The organism is Bacillus sp. LR_5, assembly GCF_042709275.1.
Genome location: NZ_JAVAXX010000010.1, coordinates 16408 through 40064, shown reverse-complemented (window position 1 = coordinate 40064; position 23657 = coordinate 16408). Strand labels below are relative to the sequence as shown.

At 42.3% G+C, this 23657-nt stretch carries 24 protein-coding genes and 2 pseudogenes; 9 read left to right on the top strand and 17 right to left on the bottom strand.

Translation table 11 applies throughout. The annotated features are described in order from the left end of the window. Positions 1–13: 13 nt before the first annotated feature. Positions 14–2671 (bottom strand): MMPL family transporter, encoded by a 2658-nt coding sequence (locus RAC86_RS04080; RefSeq protein ID WP_072565823.1) that lies wholly within the window; start codon positions 2669–2671, stop codon positions 14–16. Then, the gene (locus RAC86_RS04075; RefSeq protein ID WP_041521136.1) at positions 2668–3126 is read right to left on the bottom strand and encodes a MarR family transcriptional regulator; all 459 of its coding nucleotides are present in this window, start codon (positions 3124–3126) and stop codon (positions 2668–2670) included. The genes RAC86_RS04080 and RAC86_RS04075 overlap by 4 nt, the downstream gene beginning before the upstream one ends. A 166-nt stretch (positions 3127–3292) precedes the next feature. Here RAC86_RS04075 and dinB point away from each other — a divergent pair, with 166 nt between their 5' ends. From dinB to vmlR, 3 genes are all read left to right on the top strand, one after another. Beyond that, positions 3293–3811 (top strand): damage-inducible protein DinB, encoded by a 519-nt coding sequence (gene dinB, locus RAC86_RS04070; protein WP_014112839.1) that lies wholly within the window; start codon positions 3293–3295, stop codon positions 3809–3811. A gap of 169 nt (positions 3812–3980) precedes the next feature. Beyond that, positions 3981–5357: an amino acid permease gene (locus RAC86_RS04065; protein WP_003225371.1), complete on the top strand. Its 1377-nt coding sequence runs from the start codon at positions 3981–3983 to the stop codon at positions 5355–5357. 331 nt (positions 5358–5688) lie between these two features. After that, complete coding sequence (gene vmlR, locus RAC86_RS04060; RefSeq protein ID WP_072565822.1) at positions 5689–7317, top strand: ABC-F type ribosomal protection protein VmlR; 1629 nt, start codon at positions 5689–5691, stop codon at positions 7315–7317. A 40-nt stretch (positions 7318–7357) separates the two neighbouring features. Here vmlR and RAC86_RS04055 read toward each other — a convergent pair whose 3' ends face one another. The 6 genes from RAC86_RS04055 to RAC86_RS04030 all read right to left on the bottom strand — a co-directional run bounded on the left by RAC86_RS04055 (position 7358) and on the right by RAC86_RS04030 (position 13770). After that, positions 7358–7924 (bottom strand): TetR/AcrR family transcriptional regulator, encoded by a 567-nt coding sequence (locus RAC86_RS04055; RefSeq protein WP_014112836.1) that lies wholly within the window; start codon positions 7922–7924, stop codon positions 7358–7360. Continuing rightward, complete coding sequence (locus RAC86_RS04050; RefSeq protein ID WP_072565821.1) at positions 7921–9129, bottom strand: MFS transporter; 1209 nt, start codon at positions 9127–9129, stop codon at positions 7921–7923. The genes RAC86_RS04055 and RAC86_RS04050 overlap by 4 nt, the downstream gene beginning before the upstream one ends. 251 nt (positions 9130–9380) lie before the next feature. Next, positions 9381–10202 (bottom strand): sugar phosphate isomerase/epimerase family protein, encoded by an 822-nt coding sequence (locus tag RAC86_RS04045; RefSeq protein WP_072183072.1) that lies wholly within the window; start codon positions 10200–10202, stop codon positions 9381–9383. 15 nt (positions 10203–10217) lie between these two features. Further along, positions 10218–11561 (bottom strand): sugar porter family MFS transporter, encoded by a 1344-nt coding sequence (locus RAC86_RS04040; protein WP_014112833.1) that lies wholly within the window; start codon positions 11559–11561, stop codon positions 10218–10220. An 85-nt stretch (positions 11562–11646) separates the two neighbouring features. Continuing rightward, the gene (locus RAC86_RS04035; protein ID WP_072565820.1) at positions 11647–12651 is read right to left on the bottom strand and encodes a LacI family DNA-binding transcriptional regulator; all 1005 of its coding nucleotides are present in this window, start codon (positions 12649–12651) and stop codon (positions 11647–11649) included. A gap of 93 nt (positions 12652–12744) precedes the next feature. Beyond that, positions 12745–13770 carry a Gfo/Idh/MocA family oxidoreductase gene (locus RAC86_RS04030; protein ID WP_072565819.1) on the bottom strand — a complete coding sequence of 342 codons (1026 nt, stop codon included), beginning with the start codon at positions 13768–13770 and terminating at the stop codon, positions 12745–12747. 301 nt (positions 13771–14071) lie between these two features. Here RAC86_RS04030 and RAC86_RS04025 point away from each other — a divergent pair, with 301 nt between their 5' ends. Continuing rightward, on the top strand, positions 14072–14455 hold the full coding sequence (locus tag RAC86_RS04025; protein ID WP_061186293.1) for an HIT domain-containing protein: 384 nt from the start codon (positions 14072–14074) through the stop codon (positions 14453–14455). Between the two features lie 10 nt (positions 14456–14465). Here RAC86_RS04025 and RAC86_RS04020 read toward each other — a convergent pair whose 3' ends face one another. The 3 genes and pseudogenes from RAC86_RS04020 to RAC86_RS04010 form a co-directional block, all read right to left on the bottom strand. Then, entirely contained in the window at positions 14466–14939 is a 474-nt protein-coding gene (locus RAC86_RS04020; RefSeq protein ID WP_072565818.1) for a GNAT family N-acetyltransferase, read from the bottom strand. Positions 14940–15099: 160 nt separating this feature from the next. Then, positions 15100–15444 (bottom strand): DoxX family protein, encoded by a 345-nt coding sequence (locus tag RAC86_RS04015; protein ID WP_072183076.1) that lies wholly within the window; start codon positions 15442–15444, stop codon positions 15100–15102. Next, positions 15441–16040: pseudogene (locus RAC86_RS04010) on the bottom strand (TetR/AcrR family transcriptional regulator). Before RAC86_RS04010 ends, RAC86_RS04015 begins: the two are co-directional and overlap by 4 nt. A gap of 240 nt (positions 16041–16280) precedes the next feature. Here RAC86_RS04010 and RAC86_RS04005 point away from each other — a divergent pair. The 4 genes from RAC86_RS04005 to RAC86_RS03990 all read left to right on the top strand — a co-directional run bounded on the left by RAC86_RS04005 (position 16281) and on the right by RAC86_RS03990 (position 18171). Continuing rightward, positions 16281–16553: a spore germination protein gene (locus RAC86_RS04005; RefSeq protein WP_041520868.1), complete on the top strand. Its 273-nt coding sequence runs from the start codon at positions 16281–16283 to the stop codon at positions 16551–16553. Positions 16554–16566: 13 nt separating this feature from the next. Then, positions 16567–16809, top strand: a complete 243-nt coding sequence (locus tag RAC86_RS04000) for a spore germination protein (RefSeq protein WP_014112826.1) — start codon at positions 16567–16569, stop codon at positions 16807–16809. Positions 16810–16821: 12 nt separating this feature from the next. Next, positions 16822–17253, top strand: coding sequence for a spore coat protein CotP (gene cotP / locus RAC86_RS03995; protein WP_072565817.1), 432 nt, complete (start codon positions 16822–16824; stop codon positions 17251–17253). Between the two features lie 675 nt (positions 17254–17928). Then, positions 17929–18171: a spore germination protein gene (locus RAC86_RS03990; protein ID WP_072565816.1), complete on the top strand. Its 243-nt coding sequence runs from the start codon at positions 17929–17931 to the stop codon at positions 18169–18171. Between the two features lie 88 nt (positions 18172–18259). On the opposite strand, the gene RAC86_RS03985 is transcribed toward RAC86_RS03990, so the two are convergent. The 6 genes and pseudogenes from RAC86_RS03985 to RAC86_RS03960 all read right to left on the bottom strand — a co-directional run bounded on the left by RAC86_RS03985 (position 18260) and on the right by RAC86_RS03960 (position 22225). Beyond that, positions 18260–18883 carry an O-methyltransferase gene (locus RAC86_RS03985; protein ID WP_072565815.1) on the bottom strand — a complete coding sequence of 208 codons (624 nt, stop codon included), beginning with the start codon at positions 18881–18883 and terminating at the stop codon, positions 18260–18262. Then, a pseudogene (locus RAC86_RS03980) lies at positions 18858–19227 on the bottom strand (hypothetical protein). Before RAC86_RS03980 ends, RAC86_RS03985 begins: the two are co-directional and overlap by 26 nt. A gap of 361 nt (positions 19228–19588) precedes the next feature. Continuing rightward, the gene (locus RAC86_RS03975; RefSeq protein WP_072565813.1) at positions 19589–19927 is read right to left on the bottom strand and encodes a thioredoxin family protein; all 339 of its coding nucleotides are present in this window, start codon (positions 19925–19927) and stop codon (positions 19589–19591) included. A 186-nt stretch (positions 19928–20113) separates the two neighbouring features. After that, positions 20114–20503 (bottom strand): DoxX family protein, encoded by a 390-nt coding sequence (locus RAC86_RS03970; RefSeq protein ID WP_072565812.1) that lies wholly within the window; start codon positions 20501–20503, stop codon positions 20114–20116. Positions 20504–20639: 136 nt separating this feature from the next. After that, positions 20640–21578: a ring-cleaving dioxygenase gene (locus tag RAC86_RS03965; protein WP_072565811.1), complete on the bottom strand. Its 939-nt coding sequence runs from the start codon at positions 21576–21578 to the stop codon at positions 20640–20642. A 26-nt stretch (positions 21579–21604) separates the two neighbouring features. After that, complete coding sequence (locus tag RAC86_RS03960; protein ID WP_072565810.1) at positions 21605–22225, bottom strand: nitroreductase family protein; 621 nt, start codon at positions 22223–22225, stop codon at positions 21605–21607. Between the two features lie 484 nt (positions 22226–22709). On the opposite strand from RAC86_RS03960, the gene mneP reads away from it, so the two are divergent. Further along, complete coding sequence (gene mneP, locus RAC86_RS03955) at positions 22710–23603, top strand: manganese transporter MneP (RefSeq protein ID WP_072565809.1); 894 nt, start codon at positions 22710–22712, stop codon at positions 23601–23603. Positions 23604–23657 lie beyond the last annotated feature (54 nt).

The following is a 23657-nucleotide window of genomic DNA, read 5'->3' as shown; positions in this document are numbered from 1 at the left end:
ACTCTTCTCTCTGTTATTCTTTGATTTTCTTCCTGCCAAACGGCCACCAGTTGCCTTCGCCAAAGGTCATGATGATTGCCGGAATGAAGAGCGGAAGAATGACAAGGCCGTAAAGCAGCAGCCCGATAATAATGACACTTGCCACCTGCATCAGCGTATTGACGCCTGAAGGCATCATCGCTGCGAACGTTCCGGCCAAAATAATGGCCGCTGTAATAATGACGGATCCCATTTTGCTCATTGATCTGACGACACCTTGCGCAATGCCAAGGTGCACCTCTTCCTTAAATCGGTCCAGCAGGAAGATCGAATAATCTACGCCTAACGCGATCAAGATGACAAAGCTGAAGAACGGTACTGCCCAGCTGACGCCGGCGTTTCCTAAGCCGTTTACAAAAATTAATTCTGTTATGGATATCGACGTATAGTACGTCAGCAGCAGTGACGCGATCATATAAATCGGCATGATCATTGAGCGGAACAAAATCGTTAACACGATAAACAGGCCAATAATCATGATCACCATTGTTCTGGAGAAGTCCGTTGTGGACAGCTCTTTTAAGTCTGCATTCACACTCGTGACCCCGCCGTATACGATTTGTGCATCCTCGAGAGGCGTGCCGTCAACTTCGTTTGCTACAGCTTTTTTGATTTGGTTTATTGTTGTAATGGCTTGTTCTGAATAAGGATTAGAGTCCAGGACGACGCTTAATTGCACGCCTTTGCCGTCTGCAAAGGAATATTGGTCAATTGACTTCTTAAAGTCTTTATCCTTCATTACTTGATCAGGAATGAATATGCCTGTATTCCTTACGGTTGAGCTTTTGCTCATGTCCTCTAACATATCACTGGAAGCTGTAATGCCGTCAGAGATTTTCGTCAGGCCATCATTAGCACTCTTCACGCCCCCGGCAAGCTTCTTCAGGCTTTCTGTCAGCGTTCCAGCTTGTGCCTGCTGGCCTGAGAGCTGCTGGTTCGCTTGTTCAAGTCCGGTTTGAATCTGTCCAAGCTGTCCGCTGATTGCCGTAAGCTGCTGGACGGTCTGCGCAGTATTGCCGGTTTGGGAAATCTGTTTGCTCACGAGCTGCAGCTGCTGATTGATTTTGCCCAATCCGTCTGCCGCATCGCCCAGTGAACTGCCGGACCTGCTATTTGAGGCTGAGCCGGTTTGTCCCGCCATTTGATTCAACCCGTTTTCTATATCCGTTAAACCGCTTTGGACATCGGTGATTCCTTTTACCGTCTTATCCAGTCCGTCTGAAACCGAGCCTAGCTGTTTATCAATATATAAATCTTTGATTTTTTCACCAGTCGGCTGCGTGATGGTCATGACAGAGTCAACATGCTCGACTTTCTCGATCGCTTTGCTGATATTTCCGAGATAAGGGATTGTATCAGCTGTTGTGAGATCCTTGTCTCCTTTCACGACAACATTGATCGGGAACGCTTTCCCTTCACCGAATCCATCCTTGATGGCCTCGAGAGCTTTTACTGATTTATAATCGCTGCTGATTTCTGCAGTCGAATCAAATGAAATCTGGTCATCATAGGTCAAAATGAACGGAAGCGTGATAATCACCGTGATGGCAATAAACAGAAACGGACGCACAACGGAATACTTGCCGAGAAACGCCCATAATTTGTTGTCACTGTGCGACAGCACTTTCTTAGAAGGCCAAAATAATTTTTCACCCAGCGTTACCATAAATAATGGCAGCAATGTGTAGAGGATGATCATTAGAATTCCGACACCAACTGCGACTCCCACTGCGGATTGGAAAATCGCAAACTTCGCAAATCCTAAGGCGGAAAATCCGATCAATACCGCAAATCCGCTGATAAATAAGGTTTTTCCCCCTGTACGGTAAGCGATAAGCGCCGCTTCTTTTTTGTCATGCCCGTTTGCTAACTCTTCACGGAATCGGGTCAGAAGAAGAATGCAGTAATCTGTTCCGATCCCGAACAGAATGGCGACTAAGAAGGTTTGCGTAAACGTCGAGATAGGAAAATCAACATTGTACACAAGGATGCCCAGTATGGATTGACTGATCAGATAAGAGAAACCGACAACCACAATCGGGATAAACGGCGTCACAACAGATCGAAACACGATCAGCAGTAAACCAATGATCAAGCAGACTGTGATCACTTCCGTTTTCTTGAGCCCTTCCTCTGAGCTGTGAGCGAAATCCTGATTGATAAGAGAGGCTCCCGTAATATATGCCGTCACATCATCAGGAACGATTGTATAAATGTCATCCGCGATTTTTTCCGCTTTTTTATCAGAACCTGTAATCGTGACAGGAATGAGAACCGTTTTCTTGTCTTTTGAAATCAATTGGTCTTTGACTTCTTTTTCCGCTGTCAGAGGAGACGTTACTTCTTCTACACCGTCGATCTTTTTGACTTTATCGATCATTGTCCGGAGCTGATCCTCTGTTTCTTCCTTCAAAGCGTGGTCTAATGTAAAGACTATACTGATCGAATTATTGTCTTCTCCCGCTTGTTTTAAAATGGCATTTGCTCTTTCTGAAACAGCATCTGCAGGAAGCTGGGCCTGCCCCTTTTGATTGGCCAGCTCCGTTAAGTTCGGAGAAAACAAACTCAAAACGACGGTAAGTGCTAATATAACCGCTGCAATTGCCCACTTGAATTTGATGATTGCTCTCATTCTGCAGAATCTCCTCCTTTAAATTTGCTTTTTAGAATGGTGAATATCTCTATGATAGAATTTAAGTGTTTCTCATCTATATCATCGATCAGCTCTTTGAGAGCGTTAAAAATGGCAGAATCTAATTCTTCCAATATGGTTTCACCGCTGGTTGTGATGTTAATAAGCTTAGAGCGCTTATCACTTTTCGCCGGACAGTCATCCCATTCAACCAATCCCTTATCGAGCAGCTTTTTCAGTCTGTTAGAAATCGCGCTTTTATGTACATTTTGATACATGGCTAGGCTGCCAGGAGAGGTTGGGCCCTTGACTTTTAAAATTTTTAACAGGTCTGCCTGTTCCCTTGAGATATGCTTGAAGACATCCTGATTGATTTCATGATGCACAAACTCTGTCCCTTCAAGTAATACTTCCACAAACAGGTTTATTGCCTGACATAGCTTTTGTTCATTCAACATCTTCCCCTCCTCATTATAGTTTACCCCTCTAAACTTTATGATCAATGCCAATTAGTTTATTCCCCTAAACTATATCTGTCAACATATTTTATTTACGAACACCTTATCAAGAACGCTCGTTCGTTTATAATAGACATTAGAAACACGAAAGGGGAAATTTAACATGTCAGATTTTTCATTACAATTGTATGAATATAACGTCTGGGCCAATCAGCAAATATTCAACCGATTAAAAGAGCTTCCAAAAGAAGTATATCGCCAAGAAATTCAAAGCGTGTTTCCGTCGATATCCCATGTGTTGTCTCATGTTTATCTTTCTGATCTCGGCTGGATTGAAGTGTTTTCCGGCCAAAGCATGACCGATGCTTTGGCATTAGCTGAACAGCTCAAAGAACAGACAGAGGCAAAAGAAATGGAGGAAATGGAAGCCCTGTTTCTGACGTTATCCGAGCGCTATACATTATTTTTACAGCAAAAAGAACAGCTCAATAAGCCCCTTCAGATTCAAAACCCCTCAGGCGGAATCATGAAAACGACTGTTTCTGAGCTGGTTCCCCACGTTGTCAATCACGGGACTTACCACCGCGGCAATATCACAGCAATGCTGCGGCAGACAGGCTACCCATCCGCTCCGACAGATTATGGGCTCTACCTGTATATGAAAAAAACAGAAATGGCATAAAAGAAAGCGGCTCCTAAGTGAGCCGCTTTTTATGATGTCGTTCAAAAACATTAAAATTTCTATTCATATTTCCTGTATAGTAAAAAAGATATAAATTTTAGTGTTATAATAATCATTAAAAATATATTGCTGACTCAATAAACAATTTTTCAATGGAGGAACACACAAAGTGACAGACGACATGACGAAAGACAATATAAATCAGCAAAAATTGGAGAGAGGCTTGAAAAACAGGCACATCCAGCTCATCGCCATCGGCGGAGCCATTGGAACGGGCTTATTTCTCGGCTCCGGAAAATCGATTCATTTTGCTGGACCGTCTATTCTATTTGCTTACATGATCACAGGGATCATTTGCTTTTTAATTATGAGATCTCTGGGTGAACTGCTGTTATCGAATTTGAACTATCACTCTTTTGTTGATTTTGTACAAGACTATTTAGGCGATATGGCAGCTTTTATCACCGGCTGGACCTATTGGTTCTGCTGGATTTCGATTGCAATGGCTGATCTGACAGCCGTCGGGCTCTACACTCAATATTGGCTCCCGGGTGTGCCGCAATGGGTGCCCGGCTTAATCGCTCTGATTATATTACTGATTATGAACTTGGCAACCGTCAAGCTTTTTGGAGAATTAGAATTTTGGTTTGCGTTAATTAAAGTCATTGCCATTTTGGCACTGATCGTCATTGGCCTTGTAATGATTTTTAAAGGTTTCTCCACAAGCTCTGGGGTCTCCAGTTTCACAAATCTCTGGAGCCACGGAGGCATGTTCCCGAATGGCATGCACGGGTTTATCCTATCGTTCCAGATGGTTGTGTTTGCCTTTGTCGGCATTGAGCTGGTCGGACTGACAGCCGGTGAAACAGAAAACCCTGAAAAAGTAATCCCTAAGGCGATCAACAATATCCCTGTCCGGGTGTTGCTTTTCTATATCGGTGCTCTTCTCGTGATTATGAGCATCTATCCTTGGAATGTCATCAATCCCAGCGAAAGCCCATTCGTACAGGTGTTTGTCGCAGTTGGCATCGTCGGGGCAGCAAGCATTATCAACTTTGTTGTGTTGACATCCGCTGCTTCAGCATGCAACAGCGCTGTATTCAGTACAAGCCGTATGGTCTATTCTCTGGCGAAAGATAACAATGCGCCTGAATCAATGGCAAAACTGACTCCGCGTAAAGTACCTAGAAATGCGTTGTTCTTTTCAGCTATCGTGATTTTAATCGGTGTTACATTAAACTACATCATGCCAGAAGGCGTATTCACCCTGATCACAAGCATTTCAACCGTCTGCTTTATCTATATCTGGGGTATTACAGTCATCTGCCATATGAAATACCGTAAAACAAGACCTGAATTAGCAAAAACAAACAAGTTTAAGCTTCCGCTTTATCCGTTTACAAATTACCTGATTCTTGCGTTCCTGGCGTTTATCCTAGTTGTGCTGGCATTGGCTCAGGATACTCGTGTTTCCTTATTTGTCACGCCGGTTTGGTTTATTTTGCTGATTGTGATTTATAAAGTGAGAAAAGCGAAGCATCAATAAGATTCGCAGCTCCTGCCTCAGAAATGAGAGCAGGAGTTTTTTAATGAAAAGAAATGACAAATGACCTTTGCTTTTGAATTTGAAGTTATGCTATAGTGTGTGTAATCAAAACAAGAAGGGATGATGGGTGGACAATGATTAACTAATCTTATTTTTACCGTTTGAAATCAATATTTCAAATCAGAAAAAATAGGATTAGTCTGCCCATTTTCTATATATACGACATTGCTATTTATGAATAATAGCTTATTTGATCATGCAACGGCGCGGCTAATCCTTCCAACACATTTGGGAGGATTTTTTTATTCTCCCTTTAAAGCGAGGGATATGAATGAAAGAGATCGTAACATTAACAAATGTCAGCTATGAAGTGAAGGATATGACTGTTTTTAAAAACGTAAATGCCAGTATTCAGCAGGGAGATATCATTGGGATTATCGGCAAAAATGGCGCTGGGAAATCTACGCTGCTGCACCTCATACACAATGACTTAACTCCTGCACAGGGACAAATCCTTCGGCAGGATTTAAAAATGACGTTGGTTGAACAGGAAACCGCGTCGTATTGCTTTGCGGATCAGACGCCTGCCGAAAAGAAATTACTGGAGAAATGGCGTGTGCCCGTCCGGGATTTCCAACAGTTAAGCGGCGGTGAAAAACTGAAAGCACGGCTGGCGAAAGGACTATCAGAGGATGCAGATCTTTTACTATTAGATGAACCGACAAACCACCTTGATAAAGAAAGCTTGCAATTTCTCATTCAACAGCTGAAAAGTTATAGAGGCACTGTGATTCTTGTTTCCCATGATCGTTATTTTTTAGACGAAGCTGCAACAAAAATATGGTCGCTTGAAGCTCAAACCCTGATTGAATTCAAAGGAAATTACTCTGGGTATATGAAGTACCGAGAAAAGAAAAGACTCGCCCAGCAGCGTGAATATGAAAAGCAGCAAAAAATGGTTGAACGGATTGAAGCACAAATGAATGAGCTTGCTTCATGGTCGGAAAAAGCTCACGCCCAATCGACGAAAAAGGAAGGGTTTAAAGAATATCACCGTGTGAAAGCGAAGCGTACGGATGCCCAGGTTAAATCTAAGCGGAAGCGGCTTGAACAAGAACTGGAAAAAGTAAAGGCGGAACCCGTTGAGCCGGAATATACTGTCCGCTTTTCAATTGATACAACCAAAAAAACAGGAAAACGTTTTTTAGAAGTTCAGCATGTAACGAAGGCTTTTGGCGAAAGAACCCTGTTTAAAAACGCACATTTTACAATTCAGCACGGCGAAAAGGTTGCGATCATAGGCCCCAATGGCAGCGGAAAAACAACATTACTGAAAATCATTCTGGGACAGGAAACGGCTGAGGGAAGTGTGTGGGTGTCGCCGTCCGCAAATATCGGCTATTTAACGCAGGAGGTGTTTGATTTACCTTTAGAACAAACACCGGAAGAGTTATTTGAGAATGAAACATACAAAGCAAGAGGGCACGTTCAAAATCTGATGAGGCACTTAGGTTTTACTGCTTCCCAATGGACTGAGCCAATCAAGCATATGAGTATGGGTGAACGTGTAAAGGTCAAGCTGATGGCATATATTCTGGAGGAGAAAGACGTGCTGATTTTAGATGAGCCGACAAACCATCTCGACCTGCCGTCACGCGAACAACTGGAAGAAACACTGTCACACTATAGCGGCACATTGCTGGCGGTTTCACATGACCGATACTTTCTCGAAAAAACAACAAACAGTAAACTCGTCATCTCGGACAATGGCATCGAAAAGCAATTGAGTGACGTTCCATCAGAAAGAAATGACCGGGAAGAGCTTCGTTTAAAGCTTGAAACAGAAAGACAAGAAGTGCTGGGAAAGCTCAGTTTTATGACGCCGAATGATAAAGAGTACGAGGAGCTTGATCAGGCTTTCAATGAGCTTACGAAACGAATGAAAGAGCTGGATCAGTAGCGTGTAAGGGATACCAAGGGCTGTTCGCCCTTGGTATTTTTCAAGTTTTCGCCTTCAGCCCTCGCCAAAAAATATCGAAGGAAATCTCTAAAGATCGCTCAAATGATTGTTTATTCTCGTATACCAGCTGAATGTTCAGACCGTCAAAAAGAGTGATGAAGGCTATCGCACACTTCTCGGGCGGACAGGTGATGTCCGATTCTTTAAAAACAAGTGCAACCCGGCTTTTCAAAGCATGCAGAAACATCAGGTACTGGGCTGAAATAAAGTCACTTACTTCAGCAGGAGCCTTAAACGACATCGCCTGCAAAAAGGCTACATTGGGCATAGCATGAAAGCGCACCTGCGTTTCTTTTAAAAAATCATATATAAGATTCTTGGCTGGCAAATGCTTTCGGGATTCAAAAAAATCATTGATAAACGCTACTTCTTCTTCAACAATCTCGGGGTATACTTCCATCAGCAGATCCTTCTTTGTCGAGAAATGGTAGGACAGAGATTGTTTCCGAATTCCCAATTCTTTTGCAATATGTGCCATTTTGACTCCCTCGTAGCCAAGTTCATTAAATTGGCGAACGGCTGTGCGTTTTATATTCTCACGGGTCACTGTTCTGCCCTCCCTACATTATTTCTCCGTTTTCTCTTGGAACAGATAAATAAAATATATAATAAAAGAAACAGCAGGTACACCAAAACGGAAGCGATATAAAGCTCCTGATAAGAATAGATCGTTGCCACCACACCTAATAACAACGAGCCTCCGCCAATACCCATATCAAAAAAATTAAAGAATGTCCCCATAGCATCCTCATGTTCATGCTCTTCTACAAGATTGATACACCATGTCTGGATAGCCGGAAATATTGAGCCGAACCCAAAACCGTAACATATTGCCGCAGTAAAAAACATTGCATTGGTTTGGGCAATATATAATATTGAAAGGCCTGCTATTGAAAATATTGATGCGGGGATAAGGATGGCTGCCGCTCCAAATCGGTCAAATATTTTCCCGGAGATAAGACGTATAAAAAAACTGGCTGCCGCAATCAGAAAGAAGAACATTCCGACACTTCGGAAACCCTTTTCGATCGCATAGAGTGAAAAGAAGGACATGATCCCAGATGCAGCAATGCCTACTAATAAAATAAGAAACGAAGGAAACAGCACACGTCTTTCTAACACCTTTACCTTTACCTTTACCATTCCCTTTTCAGCCGTGTCTTTTGCTTCAGGCCGCCTCCGCACAAGTGCAGCCATAAGCACAGCCAGTAAAAGAATGGACATCCCGCCAAGAAAAAGCCTCTCAAAATCATAAAGCTCCAGTGCTGCGATACCAATCATAGGTCCAACCGAAACTGCAATCGTTTCGCCTACCCCAAAATATCCAATCCCCTCACCTCGGCGCTCCTTCGGAATAATTTCCGCGGCAATCGTGGCAAAATAAGTCGTTGCTAATCCAAAACCGGCACCATGTATTAAGCGAATGAGCAATAGGACGCTCACATCTGACGCCAAATAATATGCACCGGTTGAGCAGGCACTGATAACAATTCCAAATATAAGTAAATATTTTTTATTAAATCGTTTTGCCAAAACCCCTGCAAAAGGACGTATGGCAATGGCAGATATCATAAAAATACCTGTAACCAATCCGACTTGCTTTGCCCCTCCTCCGATAGCAGTTACAAACAATGGCAATGTCGGCAATAACATTTCAAACACCATAAATAAAAATGCATTTGAAAGTGTGACAAAAATAAATGATAAGGACCATATTTTTGCAGTATGTATTTTTTCTACTTGTACCTCCATCAGGTTTCTTCTCCTTTTTTGTTCATCGATTTATTTGGTCACACTCACTTTACCTGACCTTAGTCAGATTGTAAACTGTTAATATAAATAAAACTTATGATAATTGTTTATTATTAAATGGTTCCCAATCACAAAACTGACATTAGTCAGATTCATTTAAATGGAGGAAAATAAGTTTGGTTAGTCGTTACAGGCGAGTAGCTCCATAGAATATTGACAAAAAAAAGAACAACACATGTTGTCCTTTTTCTTTATATTTTCAAACCTTCCCATGACCTTAATGTCTCTAGAGATGACTTAAAGTACCCCGTCACCACTTCCAGATAGCTATTTCCTTTTACCGGAGTAAAAGGGTCAGGACCGGCTGCCACCATCTCCATAATAATCGGGCCTTTATAACCGATAGAATGGAGTGCTTCGATTTGCTCTTTCAGATTGGCATGGCCGTTTCCGATGGCCTGGCGATTTGAATCAGCCACGTGATAGACTCCGAGTTTCTGCCCTGTCATTTCAATGGCCTTCACAGGATCAGCCTCTTCTATGTTCATATGATACGCATCGAGAAGAACATCGAGTTTGGAACTGCCGACATCACGTATGAATTGTAGAGCTTCTTCGCCAGTGACCACTTGATGATTTTCGTACCGGTTCAATACTTCGAATACCACCTGAATTTGTAATTCCTCCGCTTTAGCCATAATCTTTTTAGAGCTTTCGACCAATAAACTCCAATCCCTCTCATCATCACCGCTCCCTCTCACTTTGCCGACATCACCGTGAAGACAGATACGGGGAGCCCCTAAATCCACAGCCCAGTCCAGTAAGTCCAAGAAATATTGTACAGCCTTTGACCGAACCTCTTCATTCGTGCTTGAAATATCCACATTCCTTGGCGTTACCGATAAAACCTTTACATGATGAGCAGCCAGTGTTTCGGCAAGCTCTTTCGGATTCAGAGAAATATCCCCCTCGACCTCAACTCCGTCTACTCCGATTTCTGCAGCCAGCCGGCATTTTTGTTCAAGTGGAATGCTGCCGAAAGTCCATAAGCATAACCCATATTCTCTTCCCATATTGAAATCCCCCTTTTAGAAAGATGAAGCTGTATTCTTTGACATGATTTCTCCTTCAATCTGTTCCAATGATTTGCCTTTTGTCTCCGGCACAAATTTATAGACAAAGAGAAAGGCAAGGACGCCAATGGCACCGTACATGAGAAATAAAATACCTGTACCAATCAGATCTAAAAGCAGCGGGAAGGACAGCGACACCGCAATATTTGCCAGCCACAGACAAGTACTTGCGATCCCCAATGCCGTCCCCCTGATGTGTAACGGGAAAATTTCAGCCAGCACAACCCAAACGACCATTCCCCAGCTCGCTGAATACGCTACCATAAACAAGCATAAGCAGGATAACAGCAGCCACCCGGGTGCATGAAAGAAAAGCGTACTGACCCCCAAAATACCAAGTGCCAAAGACATTCCGACATTGCCAATCAGCATGAGGTTTCTTCGGCCTATCATATCAATCAGCAGCAAGCCGAGGATCGTAAATAAGACATTGATAATGCCGATGCCAATGGTTCCTGCAATGGCACTGGAAGCGCCGAACCCCGCATTTTCTAAGATCGTCGGTGTATAATAAATAATCGTATTCGTGCCTATCACTTGCTGAAAGATGGCGACCCCAATACCGATAAATAAGATCGGCCTGATTGCCGGCGATAATAATATTGATATTGAAACACGCTCTTCCGTCTTGATCTCTTTCATACTGCGAATCTCAGCATCGATTGTTTTCGGATCTCTCGTCAGGAGCAAAATATGGCGTGCTTCATCCTCACTTCTTTTCTGCAACACCCATCGCGGGCTTTCAGGCATAAAAAACATGCCGGCCATGAGAATGAAGGAGGGAATCACTGCTAATAGGAGCATCAGATCCCACCTGCCGGAAGATGAAAAAACAAAGTTCACAATATAAGCCATGAGAATCCCGAAAGAATTCATCAGTGTATTCAATGAAGCGATTCTGCCTCTGATTGCGGCAGGTGCCATTTCTGACAAATACAAAGGAACAATTGCCGAGGCTCCTCCAACCGCTATGCCCAGTTCTATTCTGAATAGTAATAATATTCCGATATTATGAGCCAGGCCTGTTCCAATGGCTCCAATTGTAAAAAGCACACCCAGCCAGATGATGGTTTTTTTCCTGCCATAACGATCGGAAAATCTTCCGCAAAAGGCTGCGCCAACTAAAGCGCCAATCAGCACTCCACTGACAACTAATCCTTCTAAAAATGGAGTCAGCTCCATGTCTTCCCTTATAAACAGCAGAGCACCGGATATTACACCTGTATCGTACCCGAACAGCAAACCTCCTAATGCCCCGAAAAAGTAAATAAGACTGATATAGGCCTTTTTGGATGTCATCAAGAAACCTCCAACTTATTGTATTTGACGTTTAAGCAAGGGAGATTCCTCCGTTTTAGAGAAAGATCTCCCAATGCCAAAAGGGTTATAACAGTGAGACCGTTGAATCCCGCACGATTAATGAAGGAGACAGCATCACCCGCTGTACCGCTTTCTTTTGCTTTGAATGAGCCATGCCGTCTATCAGCAGTTCAATTGCCTTTTCTCCCATTTCTTCAGTCGGTTGTGCGATTGTCGTTAACTGAGGATCACTGATCTTTGCCAGGATGCTGTTATCAAACCCAACCAGTGAAAGAGATGAAGGAATAGAAATGTGAAGCTGCCTTGCAGCCTGCAAAACCCCTAAACCAAGCAACTCAGTTGTCACAAAGACAGCCGTCGGCCTATGTTTCTGATGAAGCAGCTTTAAACTGATGTCTTTACTGGCTGACAAGTCATACGGACAGTCCAGAATGGCTGATTCATCGATTTGGATTCCTGAAACCTGCAGTCCTTCTTTAAAGCCGATGACACGATTTTTAATTGATGTATTGTTAATCTTTTCTGCTATGACAGCTATGTTTGTATGCCCTAATTGGGCTAAATGGACGGCTGCCTCATATCCCCCTTTAAAATCATCCGCCACTACAGTGTCTACAGGCAGATGCGGTATATCTCTCGATAGCATGACAACAGGCATGTCGCTTTCAATCAGTTCACGTATCGCCTGACTGTTCTTGAGACCCGTCGCCACAATAATGCCGTCTACATGTTTTTGCTTCAGCATGGTGATATATTCTTCTTCTCTCAGTGAATTGTTGTCCGTACTGCATATGATGACACTAAAGTCCTTTTTACGGCCGCTGTCCTCCACAGCTCTGGCCAGCTCGGCCATAAATGGATTAGCGATGTCAGGAATGAGCAGCCCGATGGTCTTCATCATTTTTCTCGTTGAAGTCACAACACTTGGCTGATATTGAAGCTCCTCAATCACTTTCCAAATTCTTTTTTTCGTTTTTTCACTTATATTGCCTGTATGATTAAGAACCTTTGAAACTGTAGAGATTGAAACGTTTGCTTCCTTCGCAACATCATAAATGGTTGTTTTCATTAAGAAGGCCACCTTTATAAAATAGATCCTCTCTAGTATAAACGAATGCCGACAGGAATTTCTTTTTAAAAAGGCGCTTCTTCTATGAAAAACTCAAACCGTTTGCGGCACTCCGTCTTTTAATGTGACAGGCTGCTTCATTTTGCAAGATTCTATACAAGCTGCGGCAATGGCAAGTGCTGCACGCGCATCTTCACCTGTTACTGAGGTTGGATTATTATTTCGAACGGCATCAACAAACGATTGCAATTCATCAACATAAGCATCAAATAATAAATCCTGGTCGTAGCGAATTGTGTTGTAGCTGACTCCGTCTTTGTTATACCTTGTCATGTTTGTATGGCGGATATCTCCAATGGTCAGCATGCCTTCAGAGCCGAACACTTCTCCGCGGACATCATATCCATAAACGGCCTGGAAGTTCGCTTCCGCCGTTGCGATCGCTCCGTTATCAAATTTGATCGTGACAACTGCAGTATCCAAAAAACCTTTGTCTTTAAAATCAGGTCTGACAAGCGCATCAGCAGCGGCATAGACTTCAATTGGCTTCGCATTTGGATTGAGGTAGAGTAACGTATCAAAGTCATGAATCAGCGTCTCTAAGAAGATCGTCCATTGAGGAATTGGTGTCGGATCACCGAGTGCCGGGTCTCTTGTGATGGAACGCATTAACTGAGGCGTGCCGATTTTTCCTGCGCGGATTTCCTCATACGCACTGCGAAAGCCTTTAGCGAAACGTCTGTTAAAACCGATCTGAAGCGGAACAGACTCTTCATTCACTACCCTGATGACTTCATCCGCTTCTTCCAGCGTGACAGCCATCGGTTTCTCACAAAATACAGCTTTCCCCTTCTTTGCCGCTGCAATAATGTTTGCGGCATGCGTCCTTGCCGGCGAAGCAATAATGACCGCATCAATATCCGGGTGCTCCAGCATGTCTAACGGATCTGTAAACGCTTTAATATTTGAGCCGAGCTTTTTTGCTAATGCTTCTGCATTCCCCGGAACCGGATCTGCAATCGCATACAAATCTGCCCCTTTCACGCGGAACGCAATACTTTCTCCATGAAAAGCTCCCATCCGTCCCGCACCTAATAGCCCAACCTGTACATTTCCCATGATTATCACTCCCATTCTGCGAAAATAAAGAAAGTCTTTCCCAATATATCATTAGAAAATAAAAGTAATTCCTAAAAATATTTATAATACTAATTTAAAAAAGGGAAAGTCTTTCCTAATTGTTTTCAATTGTAACCCCTTACATTTTACAGGTCAATCTTTTTTTGCTGTTTTTAACAGCAGGCCTCTCCTTTAGCCGTCGATCAAGCCTGCGATAATTCATGTTCATAGGCAAAAAAATATCAAGGGTGTGCGGCCCTTGATCATTCAAATGGAAATTTCCCACAAGAGAAGGGAGGTGATGAAGAAATGCAGAAGATTATTAAATGAAACAAACAAAGTGAGGATGGATCATATGACTGAAGACTTTTACTGTGATGAGGTTTTTAGCGGCAAAACGAAAGTGAATAAGGTACTAGAGACAGATAACGTATTGGCATACTATCATACAAAGCCTTTTTATCCAGTTCATATTGTGGCTGTTCCTAAGAAACATATCTCCTCATTGATCACCCTGGAAGAGCACGACCATGGCTTGCTTCTTGAATTAATGGGTGTCATTCAAAAGGTCGCTTCCATGGTGACGGAAGAAAAAGGCGCATGCCGTGTGATCACCAACTTAGGAGCTTACCAGGACTCTAAACATCTACATTGGCATATTGTGTTTGGGAAACCGCTTAAGTAAGCAGCTTTTATCAGCACAGCGGTTTCCGCATACGTATATTGGTCATGGCATAGCCCATCTTCTGATAAAGATAGACGGCTGTCTCGTTGTGCGCAAACACATGAAGAGCAAGTCTTTCCGCACCAAGCTCTCTTGCTCTTTCATCCAGCGTTTGAAGCGCCAATTGAGCCAGCCCTTTACCGCGAAAGGCTTCATACAATCCAAAGGAATAGATAAACGCTTCCTTTTGCGGATGAAACGGATCAGCATACAGCCAGAGCCACCCCATCCTTTCTCCTTGTTCATTTGTGATGTTCCAAAAATAATGATTGCTGCTGTTTCGTCCCTCCGGAATCATGTTTTCATATGCCTGCTCCGATTTTTCGAACGCCTCTTTTTCTGTCCAAGTTCCCGATTTTATGTTTTGTTTCGCATAATTTTGCACGGACATCCCGCGAAATGCTTCGAACTCTTCTACAGTCATGTCTTCCAAGGTTAACGTCATCCTGTTTCCTCCTTATGAAAAAAGTCCAGCCAATGCCGGACAATCACTGCGTACAAATAAAAAATAAGCTGGTTTAAGCCTCTGACTCTCTATCATTCGATAAGAGAAATAGATTTCCTGCAAACCAAAATAAAAGACTGTGGAAATATAAGAGAAAAGCTTACGTGAACTCTCTAATAATGATCATGATCGAAACAATCAAACAGATCGCTGCGGGTATCGTCATGAGAAGCGATTGATGCGCTCGAACAATGTGCGCATGAACCGCTCCCGCCATGAGAACGACAAACAGGACGCCTGCTCCAAATGCTGCATACCGATTCCAAATTCCCGCTGTCATAGCAAGTGCCCCGGCTATTTCAAGAATACCAGTAACAGTCAGAAACCATAATGGATATTGATAATGCCGCCAATGCTCAACTTGAAAGGGAACGCGGAACACCTTTATGATGCCTCCCGCGAGCATAAAAGCTGCCAAACTGACTTTCATAATCATAGATATCACCTTACGTCACTCCCTTTTGGAAGCATCCCGTATATTAAAAGATTTACAACCTCTGCGGCGAGGCTTGCCGGATCTTTTATTCCGGTTAACAAAAAGGAATCCGTTAAATGTTCGATCATGCCGATCAAACACTCAGCGACCGTTTCCATGTCCAGCTCGGAGTGAAAATAGCCAAGCCGCTGTTCTGCTTCTAGGTTTTCTTTCAAAGCCATCGCCAAGTCTTTTTTCATTTGTTTCGCCTCTGGGTTGAGAAAAAAGCCGATCTTGGTTACATCATTGTCCTCAGCCAGACATTGAAAAACAGTTTCCACAGCAGACAGCACCCGTTTTGACACATCCTCCGTGTGTAATCCGTTTTCTAGGAGGAGTGACTCTGTCAGCTTTCTGACACGGGAGTGAAAATCGTTGATTAACTCCTCAAAGATCGCTTCTTTGCTTTGAAAGTACAGTTAAAAGGAAGGCTGCGTCAGTCCCGCTCTTTTCACAATTTCACTTACTTTCGTTTCATGAAATCCCCAAATCGCAAATTCATTAGCAGCAGCGTTAAGTAATCGTTTCCGGCTTTCTTCCCCTTTACGTCCTTTTTTGCTTTTCAACTAGGATCATCCTCCACAAAAAGATACTCAAAAGTAATGTTATTTGCGAGTATCATTTCATGCCGTTGGATTTTATGTCAATAAATTTCATTTTTATCCAGACTTGGCCGCCCGTTTTATCCTCATATCATTAATACAGGCCGCCTCATTCTCTTCTGCTTATTGAATCCCCAATACAAGGAACAATTGGATGCAGCGGCGCATACTGTACTGTACAGAATGATGGAAGGGTGTGATGGGATGCCGACTACAGTAATCAATCTATATTATTTGAAGATCAACAGCATTTCAGGCAATGGTTCAATTACAATAGGCGAAGCCGCGCATAACAGCCATACCGCCAATAATAAATCTCAAGGGATCAACTCTTCTTTCGGTGATACATCACCTACAGAATCCGTAATGGAAAACTTCTTAAATGATCCTGATGTTAATGACCAGACATCTATCGGCAGCTCTGCTACATCCAATGTTAATACACCTCCGATTGTACCGCCGCCAATCTTAGATTAAAGGGGTTTCGTTTATGCCATATCAAATTAATATCGCGAATATTAAGGTTAATGGAGTTACGCAAAACGGGAATGTGGATATCGGTCCAACTTTGCATAACAGTCATACAGCGAACAGCAAGTATTTTGGAGCAAACTTTTCTTTAGGGGATTTTTCGCCTTCTTCTTCGCTTTTAAACACTGGAAATCTTGATACTGACGTCAGTGACCAAGACAAAATCGGAAATTTTTCTGCACCAATTGCAAATCAAATATAAGGAGAACGTCATATGGATATCGAAAAAATACGAAAATGGCTTGAGATTACGAATGAATATAAGCAAAGTGATTTTTGGACAAATGTGCTCAAGCATAAAGCCCCGGAACAATTTTTTGATTCCGATACTTATACGTTCGTTTATGACTTTTATCAAGATGAAGAGAATAATTTTATCATTGTGGAAATCCCCGGTGTGTATGAAGAGGAATTAACGATCCGCTTAATATCTAAAACCCAGCTGCTGATCAAAGGAACGATCACGCCTGTTTTTCCCGCCGAAATGGAGGTGCTGCGTGAACGGTATTACGGCGAAATTGAGCGCACTATTCAGCTTCCTGAAGCCACCGAATCCCATTTATTGCAGCTTCAGCTGTTAAACGGGCTTCTTCACATTTCGTACCCAAGACAAGTCGAAACCATCGCGTTTGATAAAGGGCTTTAATAAGATACATTTATATCATCTAATCAACAATCAGTCATGGTTGAGAGACTGTGAATATGATCCTCAAATGAACCCGCCCGGTATTCTTATACGAATGAATGACCACCCTTTCGGATTTCAAAGAAATCTAAATTAAACTGGTCAAGTGGTAGTATGAACTTTACTTGGGAAGATTTTGTTCTCATTATATCTGATGTCATCTTGCTGAGAATGTCGGGATTTCTATCGGAACGATTATCGTTCAGCCCATCATCGAACACAACCTCATCAAAACACTGATCGCAGCTGCAATCTTTACGATTGCTCTCTTTATGTAATGGCTTCAAGTGAAGGCTAACTGGAAAAGCGAGAATCGTTATTGATAATAGACATGTACATACAGAAAACTTAAAAAGAATGAGGCTTACAGCTGATCAGATTGAAATTGCAACTGAGACTTCAGAGAGTACCTACCGGATGTCAAAAAAGCGACATTAGAAGCAAACGGCCAGTTAGGGTTAGAATTGATAAAATCAATGAGAATGTAAAACCAAGTCCTCATAAGCCGCATTAAAAAGACGCCTGTTTTGGACGTCTTTTCGATTTTTTCCGTTATTTTTTATCGTTTCGTTTAACCAATCGATCCTCACGCTGCGTAAACTAATAAGCAGTTCATACAGAGAGAGGAGAAATATAATGGACAAACATCCAAATATTCATTCTATTTCTGGAAACAGCGTCTCGAATACTGGCGGCGCATTTTCTATCAGTCCGCTAACGATGTCTAAATCAGAATCCGGTGTTGGTGGATCGAATAAGGGAATTGTTTTTCAATATAACCTTTTTAGTCAAACAAGCTCCACCAATAGTCAATATTCGAGTCAACAAGTGATAAACTCACTTCAAGAGCTTATCCAAAAGCTTTTAGCCAATTTTTAAACATTTTGATGAAAGTGCCTCTCCAGCTTTTGTATCTCACCTTTTGTCAGGAAATCACTCAGGTGTTTTTCGTTTATTTCTTTACTTTTTAAACAGTCATTCCGTCGCCGATTGGGATCAGCAGGGATTCCAGCTGAGGATGCTGAGCCACTGTTTTATTGAATGTCCTCATGACTTCTGTATGGCGCCGGGGTGCAGCCTTTTGATCTGCCACACTGCCACCTGCAAGCACATTATCTGCAACAATGACAGCACCTGGCTTTGCAAGCTCAATGCAATGTGTCAAGTACTGTTCATAATTCCCTTTGTCAGCATCGATAAAGAAAAAATCAAATCGCTTATCACTTTTGACCAATTGTTCAAGGCTTTGCAACGCAGCACCTGTCATATATGTGACTTGACCGCCAAAGCCGGCTTTTGTTAGATTGCTGTGCGCTAACTCGGCATATTCCTTCTTTAATTCAAGAGAGGTTAAGGTTCCTTCTTTCCCGAATCCTCTGGCAAGGCAAATCCCGCTATCCCCCCCGAGTGCCCCAATCTCCAGAACATGTTTGGCGCCTGAAATGGACCCAAGCATGGTGAGCAGCTTTCCAGCAGAAAGAGATACAGATATAGAAGGCATACCATTTTCTTTGATGGACGAAACCACTTCTTCCAAAAGATCATCTTCATTAGAAAACACTGAATCAATATAACTGTTCATTTGTTTCATTCGGTTCCTTTCCTTTCTCTCCATTTTCTGAAGATGCCTCTGTATCTTCACCTTTTCCGGATACATCCTTTGCTTCACTTTCATGTATTTCAAATAACTGGATAAATTCGTTGATCACCATATCAATGGCTTTTAATTCGCCGACAAGCATTTGCTGGATAGATTGGAATTCCGGCTGTTCTAACTGCTGCTTAATAGTCGCGCGCTTCAAATGCATCATCTCTAAAAAGGCAATGGCCCTGCCGCGGCGAAAAGTTTTTGGTCCATGATGCTGTGAACCGCCTCCTGCCCTTGTGACGATCCCCACGATGATGCCCTTCTTTCTTAACATCTTTGCTCTCCATTAATAAAGCCCCTTTCCTACATTATGGATGCTAATTGTATACAAAGTGTCAAATGGTCATTTGAATATTACTGTTTCTAAAAAATCAAAAAGGATGCTACACCTTGTAACACCCTTTTTTGCTTCACTTATTGGTTTGTTTAGAAATGATTTGCTGGATTTGATGTGATGTTTCTATGCAAGCCCAATGATATTCCACAGAATGGCTGCTGAAAATATGATGAAGTGAGGAATACTGATGTGCTGATGGATCAATCACTTATATCCCATGATTGATCCTCATTCTATAATGCAGAACATATTGATTCATTTGCTCCAGCCCAATTTCAGAAAGCTCCTTTTCATTTGGAAAGCGTAAAGCTTTATTCATCTTCATATAACCGATAAACCCTTTTCAGCCTTTCTTCGAGCTGTTCAAAATGAACAAAACGGGCTTCTCTCAGAAACTCAGTCCCATCGATGAACAAAAGAAGCACAGGGACGGTGAAGACTGAAAATCTGCCGGCGACCTCTTCTACATCGTCAGCATTGATATGCCCCAATGTGATGTTTGGAAACTGATCCAAGACTATTCTGAGCTGCGGCAGAACAGCGTGACATACTGTACAGCCGGGCCTTGATATATAGATAAAACTGAATTGATACTGTTTAATAAAATTCTCTATAGCATCTAATGAATGTAATTCTGTCATCTCTTTCATCCATTTACTCCTTCAAATTGGTCTGTCTTTCATGACCAAGCTCATCGATACGTATCATTCACTATACACATTTATATTTATTATATCCGCTTTTTTGCTTTGCAGGGTACCTGCACGTTTGCCCGAAAATCGCAAAACAAAAGAACAGTTACCGCATGCCGGTAACTGTTCTTAGATACTTTCGTATTAAAAATGCAAAGCGTAAGTCCCTGAACCGATGAGTGCAACCCCGATGGAGACTGCAATCAGCACCACGTTATATTCAAAACCGCCGGCGCCATTCGCAAATCCTTTCGCTCCATGGACTTTTACGATAGCACCTAACATAATGATCGTGATGATAGCAGCTCCAAGCGGGAGGAACACACCTAAAATAAATAGAATTCCGCTTACTAATTCCCCAAGACCTGATAAAGCGGCCGCGACGTTACCTGGTTTAACCCCAATTGACTCGAACCATTGTCCGGTTCCTTTAATCCCGTATCCGCCAAACCAGCCGAATAATTTTTGTGATCCATAAAACAGAAACACCACACCAATCATAATACGAATAAGCAATAGTCCTGCATCTTCCATTTTTATCTCTCCTTATTTTTCATGTAACATGATATGCTGAAAGGCACCAGTCTGACTCTTTGCCGCCAGTACCGTCCAGCAATCATCTGTTGAATATATGCCTTTTATTTTCATCATGCGTCAGCATTCATTAAAATCAATCCAACTCTCTCACTTCAAACGGCAGCAGCCCTTGTTCAATTTGTGTTCGATGCGGTTCATACTGCACAGGCAGCATCAATTTCCCACCCATTGTTTCTGGTGATTCATCATGTGCAAAGCCCGGCGGATCAGTTGCGATTTCAAACAGAATTTCCCCATGTTCTCTGAAGTAAATCGCATTAAAATAGTTTCTATCCCGAACAGGAGTCACACCGTATCCGTGAGAAGCAATATATCTTTGCCAATCTAATTGATCTTCGTCATCGCTAGCACGCCAAGCGATGTGATGCACCGTGCCGACTCCCATTTGCCCGCGGCCAATAGGCGTTAATTTAAGGTCAATCACATTTCCGATATCACCGGCAGAACGATAACGAACGAAGTCTCCTTCCATGCCGACTCGTTCCAGCCCCATGATGTTTTCTAATAGCTCAGCGGTTTTATCAGGCTGCGCTGATAACAGGGTTGCACCGCCAAAGCCTTTAATGGCAACATCAGGTGTTACATCTCCGAACGTCCACGTATTGGCTTCTCCTTCTTCTCTTTCCACGATTTCTACATGCAGGCCGTGCGGATCATCAAATTCTACATATTGTTCTCCAAAACGCTCGATTTTGGTGTATGGAACGTTGAACTTTTCAAGTCTCTTTTCCCAAAAAGCCAAAGCTCCCTTCGGCACCACATAAGAAGTCACGCCAACTTGCCCATCTCCAATGATGCCTCGGCGGGCTCCCGCCCACGGAAAGAAGGTGATGATTGTTCCCGGCTTCCCGCCTTCATTTCCAAAATAAAGATGATACGTGCCTGGATCATCAAAATTGACCGTTTGCTTGACCAATCGAAGCCCCAGGACTCCTGCGTAGAAATCTGCGTTTTCTTGAGGGTGACCGACAATTGCTGTAATATGATGGATTCCCATCGTTTTTTTAGCCATTTTTATCCGCTCCTTTAAACGTTCATTTAGATATACTCGACAAACTCATTTACAGGCTTCCGATAGCCGCGCGGCCTTCTGCTCTCTGTTTTTTCTTTCCCAATTGTAATCATCATGACAACCTCAAATTGATCATCTATATTCAAAATCTGTTTCACGGCTTCCGCATCAAAGCCGATCATAGGGCAGGTATCCCAGCCTTTTTCCTTAGCGCTCAGCATAAACATCATCGCTGAAAGTGAAGCATTCCTTATCGCCTCATCTCTCTTAAATTGTTCTCCCCTGTTTTCATAAAACGAAACGGTGTCTTGAACCATGTGATCATACTCTTGCTTATTTAATACCCCTAACACCTTTAATCCTTCATAGATGTCAGCCGCTTGCTGATATGCCTGCTTATCCCCTAATACCAAAAGAACCGCAGATGAACTAAACACTTTATATTGTCCGTTTGCGGCCTGTTTCAGCTTTTCTTTTACATCCGGGTCTAGAACCGTCACATATTTTGTATGCTGCAAATTAAAAGCCGATGGAGCCAATGCAACCAATTCAAACATCTCATTAAGTTCATCTTTCGTGATTGGATGATCTGGAAGGAAGTTGCTTGCAGATCTTCTTTCTTTGACTAGCTGTGAAAATTCAGTCATTTACGACACACCCCTTTTATCTCGAATTCGAGATATTACTTTATAAAAAATCACATTGCACAAAATACAAAAGAACTTACAATGATTGAGATTCTTTGCATTATTCAGCAACACGCAGGTTTACGCTTGAATCGTTAGCATTTTATCTTGAATTAAAATATCTTGAATATGAGATAATAATAAAATACGGATGTTCTAATGTCAACAGGTTTTTAAAAATAAAGTGGAAATTTTTCACTGAAGCAGAATTTTAGTTGACCATCAACGCTTGTTACATAAGAACCTATTTGTTTGCTGTGTGATCTTTTAGCCCGGCTCCAACTTTTTTTCTTTCACCTTATTTATTAGTAAACAGGAAACAACGTTGCTATAGACCCACTCGAAATGGAATTGGTATGATAAGCAAAGTGATTACACAAGAAAGGATACGGAGAGCGAATAAAAAGCACTCCTATTTTTTTGTGCAGTTTTATAGGAGGAAAAAATGGCAAGTGAAAGAGAACAAATAAGCAAAAAGGTTGCTTTGATTGCATTGATAGCCAATCTGATCTTAATGGCAGGAAAGGTCTTTTTTGGGCTGATAGGCGATAGTGAAGCTGTTTTTGCAGACGGAATCCATTCCGCAGCGGATGTCGTTGCTTCGATTGCTGTCCTGGCAGTGATCGGCATTTCCAATAAACCGCCTGATCAAGACCATCCTTTTGGGCATGGAAAAGCTGAAGTCATTAGTGAGGCGATTGTAGGAATTATCTTAGTGGTCGTATCCGTTTATATCCTAATAGAAGCGATTCTGTCCTTTGTTGAAGGGCCAAGCGTTCCACAATACAGCGCATTGTTTGCAGCTCTGATTTCGTACGTGGCTAAGGAGATCCTATATCGTTATTCCATAAAGCAGGGGGAAAAATGGAACAGCAAAGCGATTATAGCGATTGCATACGATCATAAAGGCGATATCGTTGCCTCTCTTGCCGCTTTTATCGGCGTCCTATTGGCGATTATCGGAAACACCCGCGGATGGTCCTATCTGTTGTACGCCGATGCAATTGCCAGTGCAATCGTGGCTTACCTTATTTTTAAGATTTCAATGGAATTAATCAGGCCGTCTGTTGATGTTCTTATGGAGAAAAGTGTTGCTCCCGAGCTGATAGAGGAATATAAAGCTGTTATTTTTCAATGTGATCAAGTAAAGCGAATCGATAGAATCCGCGCGAGAGAACATGGCCACTATAAATTGCTTGATGTCCGTCTATCTTTGGACCATGATTTGACGATTAAACAGGGACACGATATTGCCCGCGAAATCCGAAATGAAATCAAAAGACAGTTTCCAGATGTTGAAGAAGTGCTCATCCATGTGAATCCTTATTTTGAAGAATGAAAAAGCTCCTTTTTAAAAGGAGCTTTTTCTTTATGCCGTTTGTTCAAAAATGTT

What these genes read in the sequence shown, in the direction of transcription:
- RAC86_RS04080 (WP_072565823.1), bottom strand. Translation starts at nt 2,671, where the DNA reads ATGAGAGCAATCATCAAATTCAAGTGGGCAATTGCAGCGGTTATATTA.
- dinB (WP_014112839.1), top strand. Translation starts at nt 3,293, where the DNA reads ATGTCAGATTTTTCATTACAATTGTATGAATATAACGTCTGGGCCAAT.
- vmlR (WP_072565822.1), top strand. Translation starts at nt 5,689, where the DNA reads ATGAAAGAGATCGTAACATTAACAAATGTCAGCTATGAAGTGAAGGAT.
- RAC86_RS04050 (WP_072565821.1), bottom strand. Translation starts at nt 9,129, where the DNA reads ATGGAGGTACAAGTAGAAAAAATACATACTGCAAAAATATGGTCCTTA.
- RAC86_RS04045 (WP_072183072.1), bottom strand. Translation starts at nt 10,202, where the DNA reads ATGGGAAGAGAATATGGGTTATGCTTATGGACTTTCGGCAGCATTCCA.
- RAC86_RS04040 (WP_014112833.1), bottom strand. Translation starts at nt 11,561, where the DNA reads ATGACATCCAAAAAGGCCTATATCAGTCTTATTTACTTTTTCGGGGCA.
- RAC86_RS04035 (WP_072565820.1), bottom strand. Translation starts at nt 12,651, where the DNA reads ATGAAAACAACCATTTATGATGTTGCGAAGGAAGCAAACGTTTCAATC.
- RAC86_RS04030 (WP_072565819.1), bottom strand. Translation starts at nt 13,770, where the DNA reads ATGGGAAATGTACAGGTTGGGCTATTAGGTGCGGGACGGATGGGAGCT.
- RAC86_RS04025 (WP_061186293.1), top strand. Translation starts at nt 14,072, where the DNA reads ATGAAGAAATGCAGAAGATTATTAAATGAAACAAACAAAGTGAGGATG.
- RAC86_RS04020 (WP_072565818.1), bottom strand. Translation starts at nt 14,939, where the DNA reads ATGACGTTAACCTTGGAAGACATGACTGTAGAAGAGTTCGAAGCATTT.
- RAC86_RS04005 (WP_041520868.1), top strand. Translation starts at nt 16,281, where the DNA reads ATGCCGACTACAGTAATCAATCTATATTATTTGAAGATCAACAGCATT.
- RAC86_RS04000 (WP_014112826.1), top strand. Translation starts at nt 16,567, where the DNA reads ATGCCATATCAAATTAATATCGCGAATATTAAGGTTAATGGAGTTACG.
- cotP (WP_072565817.1), top strand. Translation starts at nt 16,822, where the DNA reads ATGGATATCGAAAAAATACGAAAATGGCTTGAGATTACGAATGAATAT.
- RAC86_RS03990 (WP_072565816.1), top strand. Translation starts at nt 17,929, where the DNA reads ATGGACAAACATCCAAATATTCATTCTATTTCTGGAAACAGCGTCTCG.
- RAC86_RS03985 (WP_072565815.1), bottom strand. Translation starts at nt 18,883, where the DNA reads ATGAAACAAATGAACAGTTATATTGATTCAGTGTTTTCTAATGAAGAT.
- RAC86_RS03975 (WP_072565813.1), bottom strand. Translation starts at nt 19,927, where the DNA reads ATGAAAGAGATGACAGAATTACATTCATTAGATGCTATAGAGAATTTT.
- RAC86_RS03970 (WP_072565812.1), bottom strand. Translation starts at nt 20,503, where the DNA reads ATGGAAGATGCAGGACTATTGCTTATTCGTATTATGATTGGTGTGGTG.
- RAC86_RS03965 (WP_072565811.1), bottom strand. Translation starts at nt 21,578, where the DNA reads ATGGCTAAAAAAACGATGGGAATCCATCATATTACAGCAATTGTCGGT.
- RAC86_RS03960 (WP_072565810.1), bottom strand. Translation starts at nt 22,225, where the DNA reads ATGACTGAATTTTCACAGCTAGTCAAAGAAAGAAGATCTGCAAGCAAC.
- mneP (WP_072565809.1), top strand. Translation starts at nt 22,710, where the DNA reads ATGGCAAGTGAAAGAGAACAAATAAGCAAAAAGGTTGCTTTGATTGCA.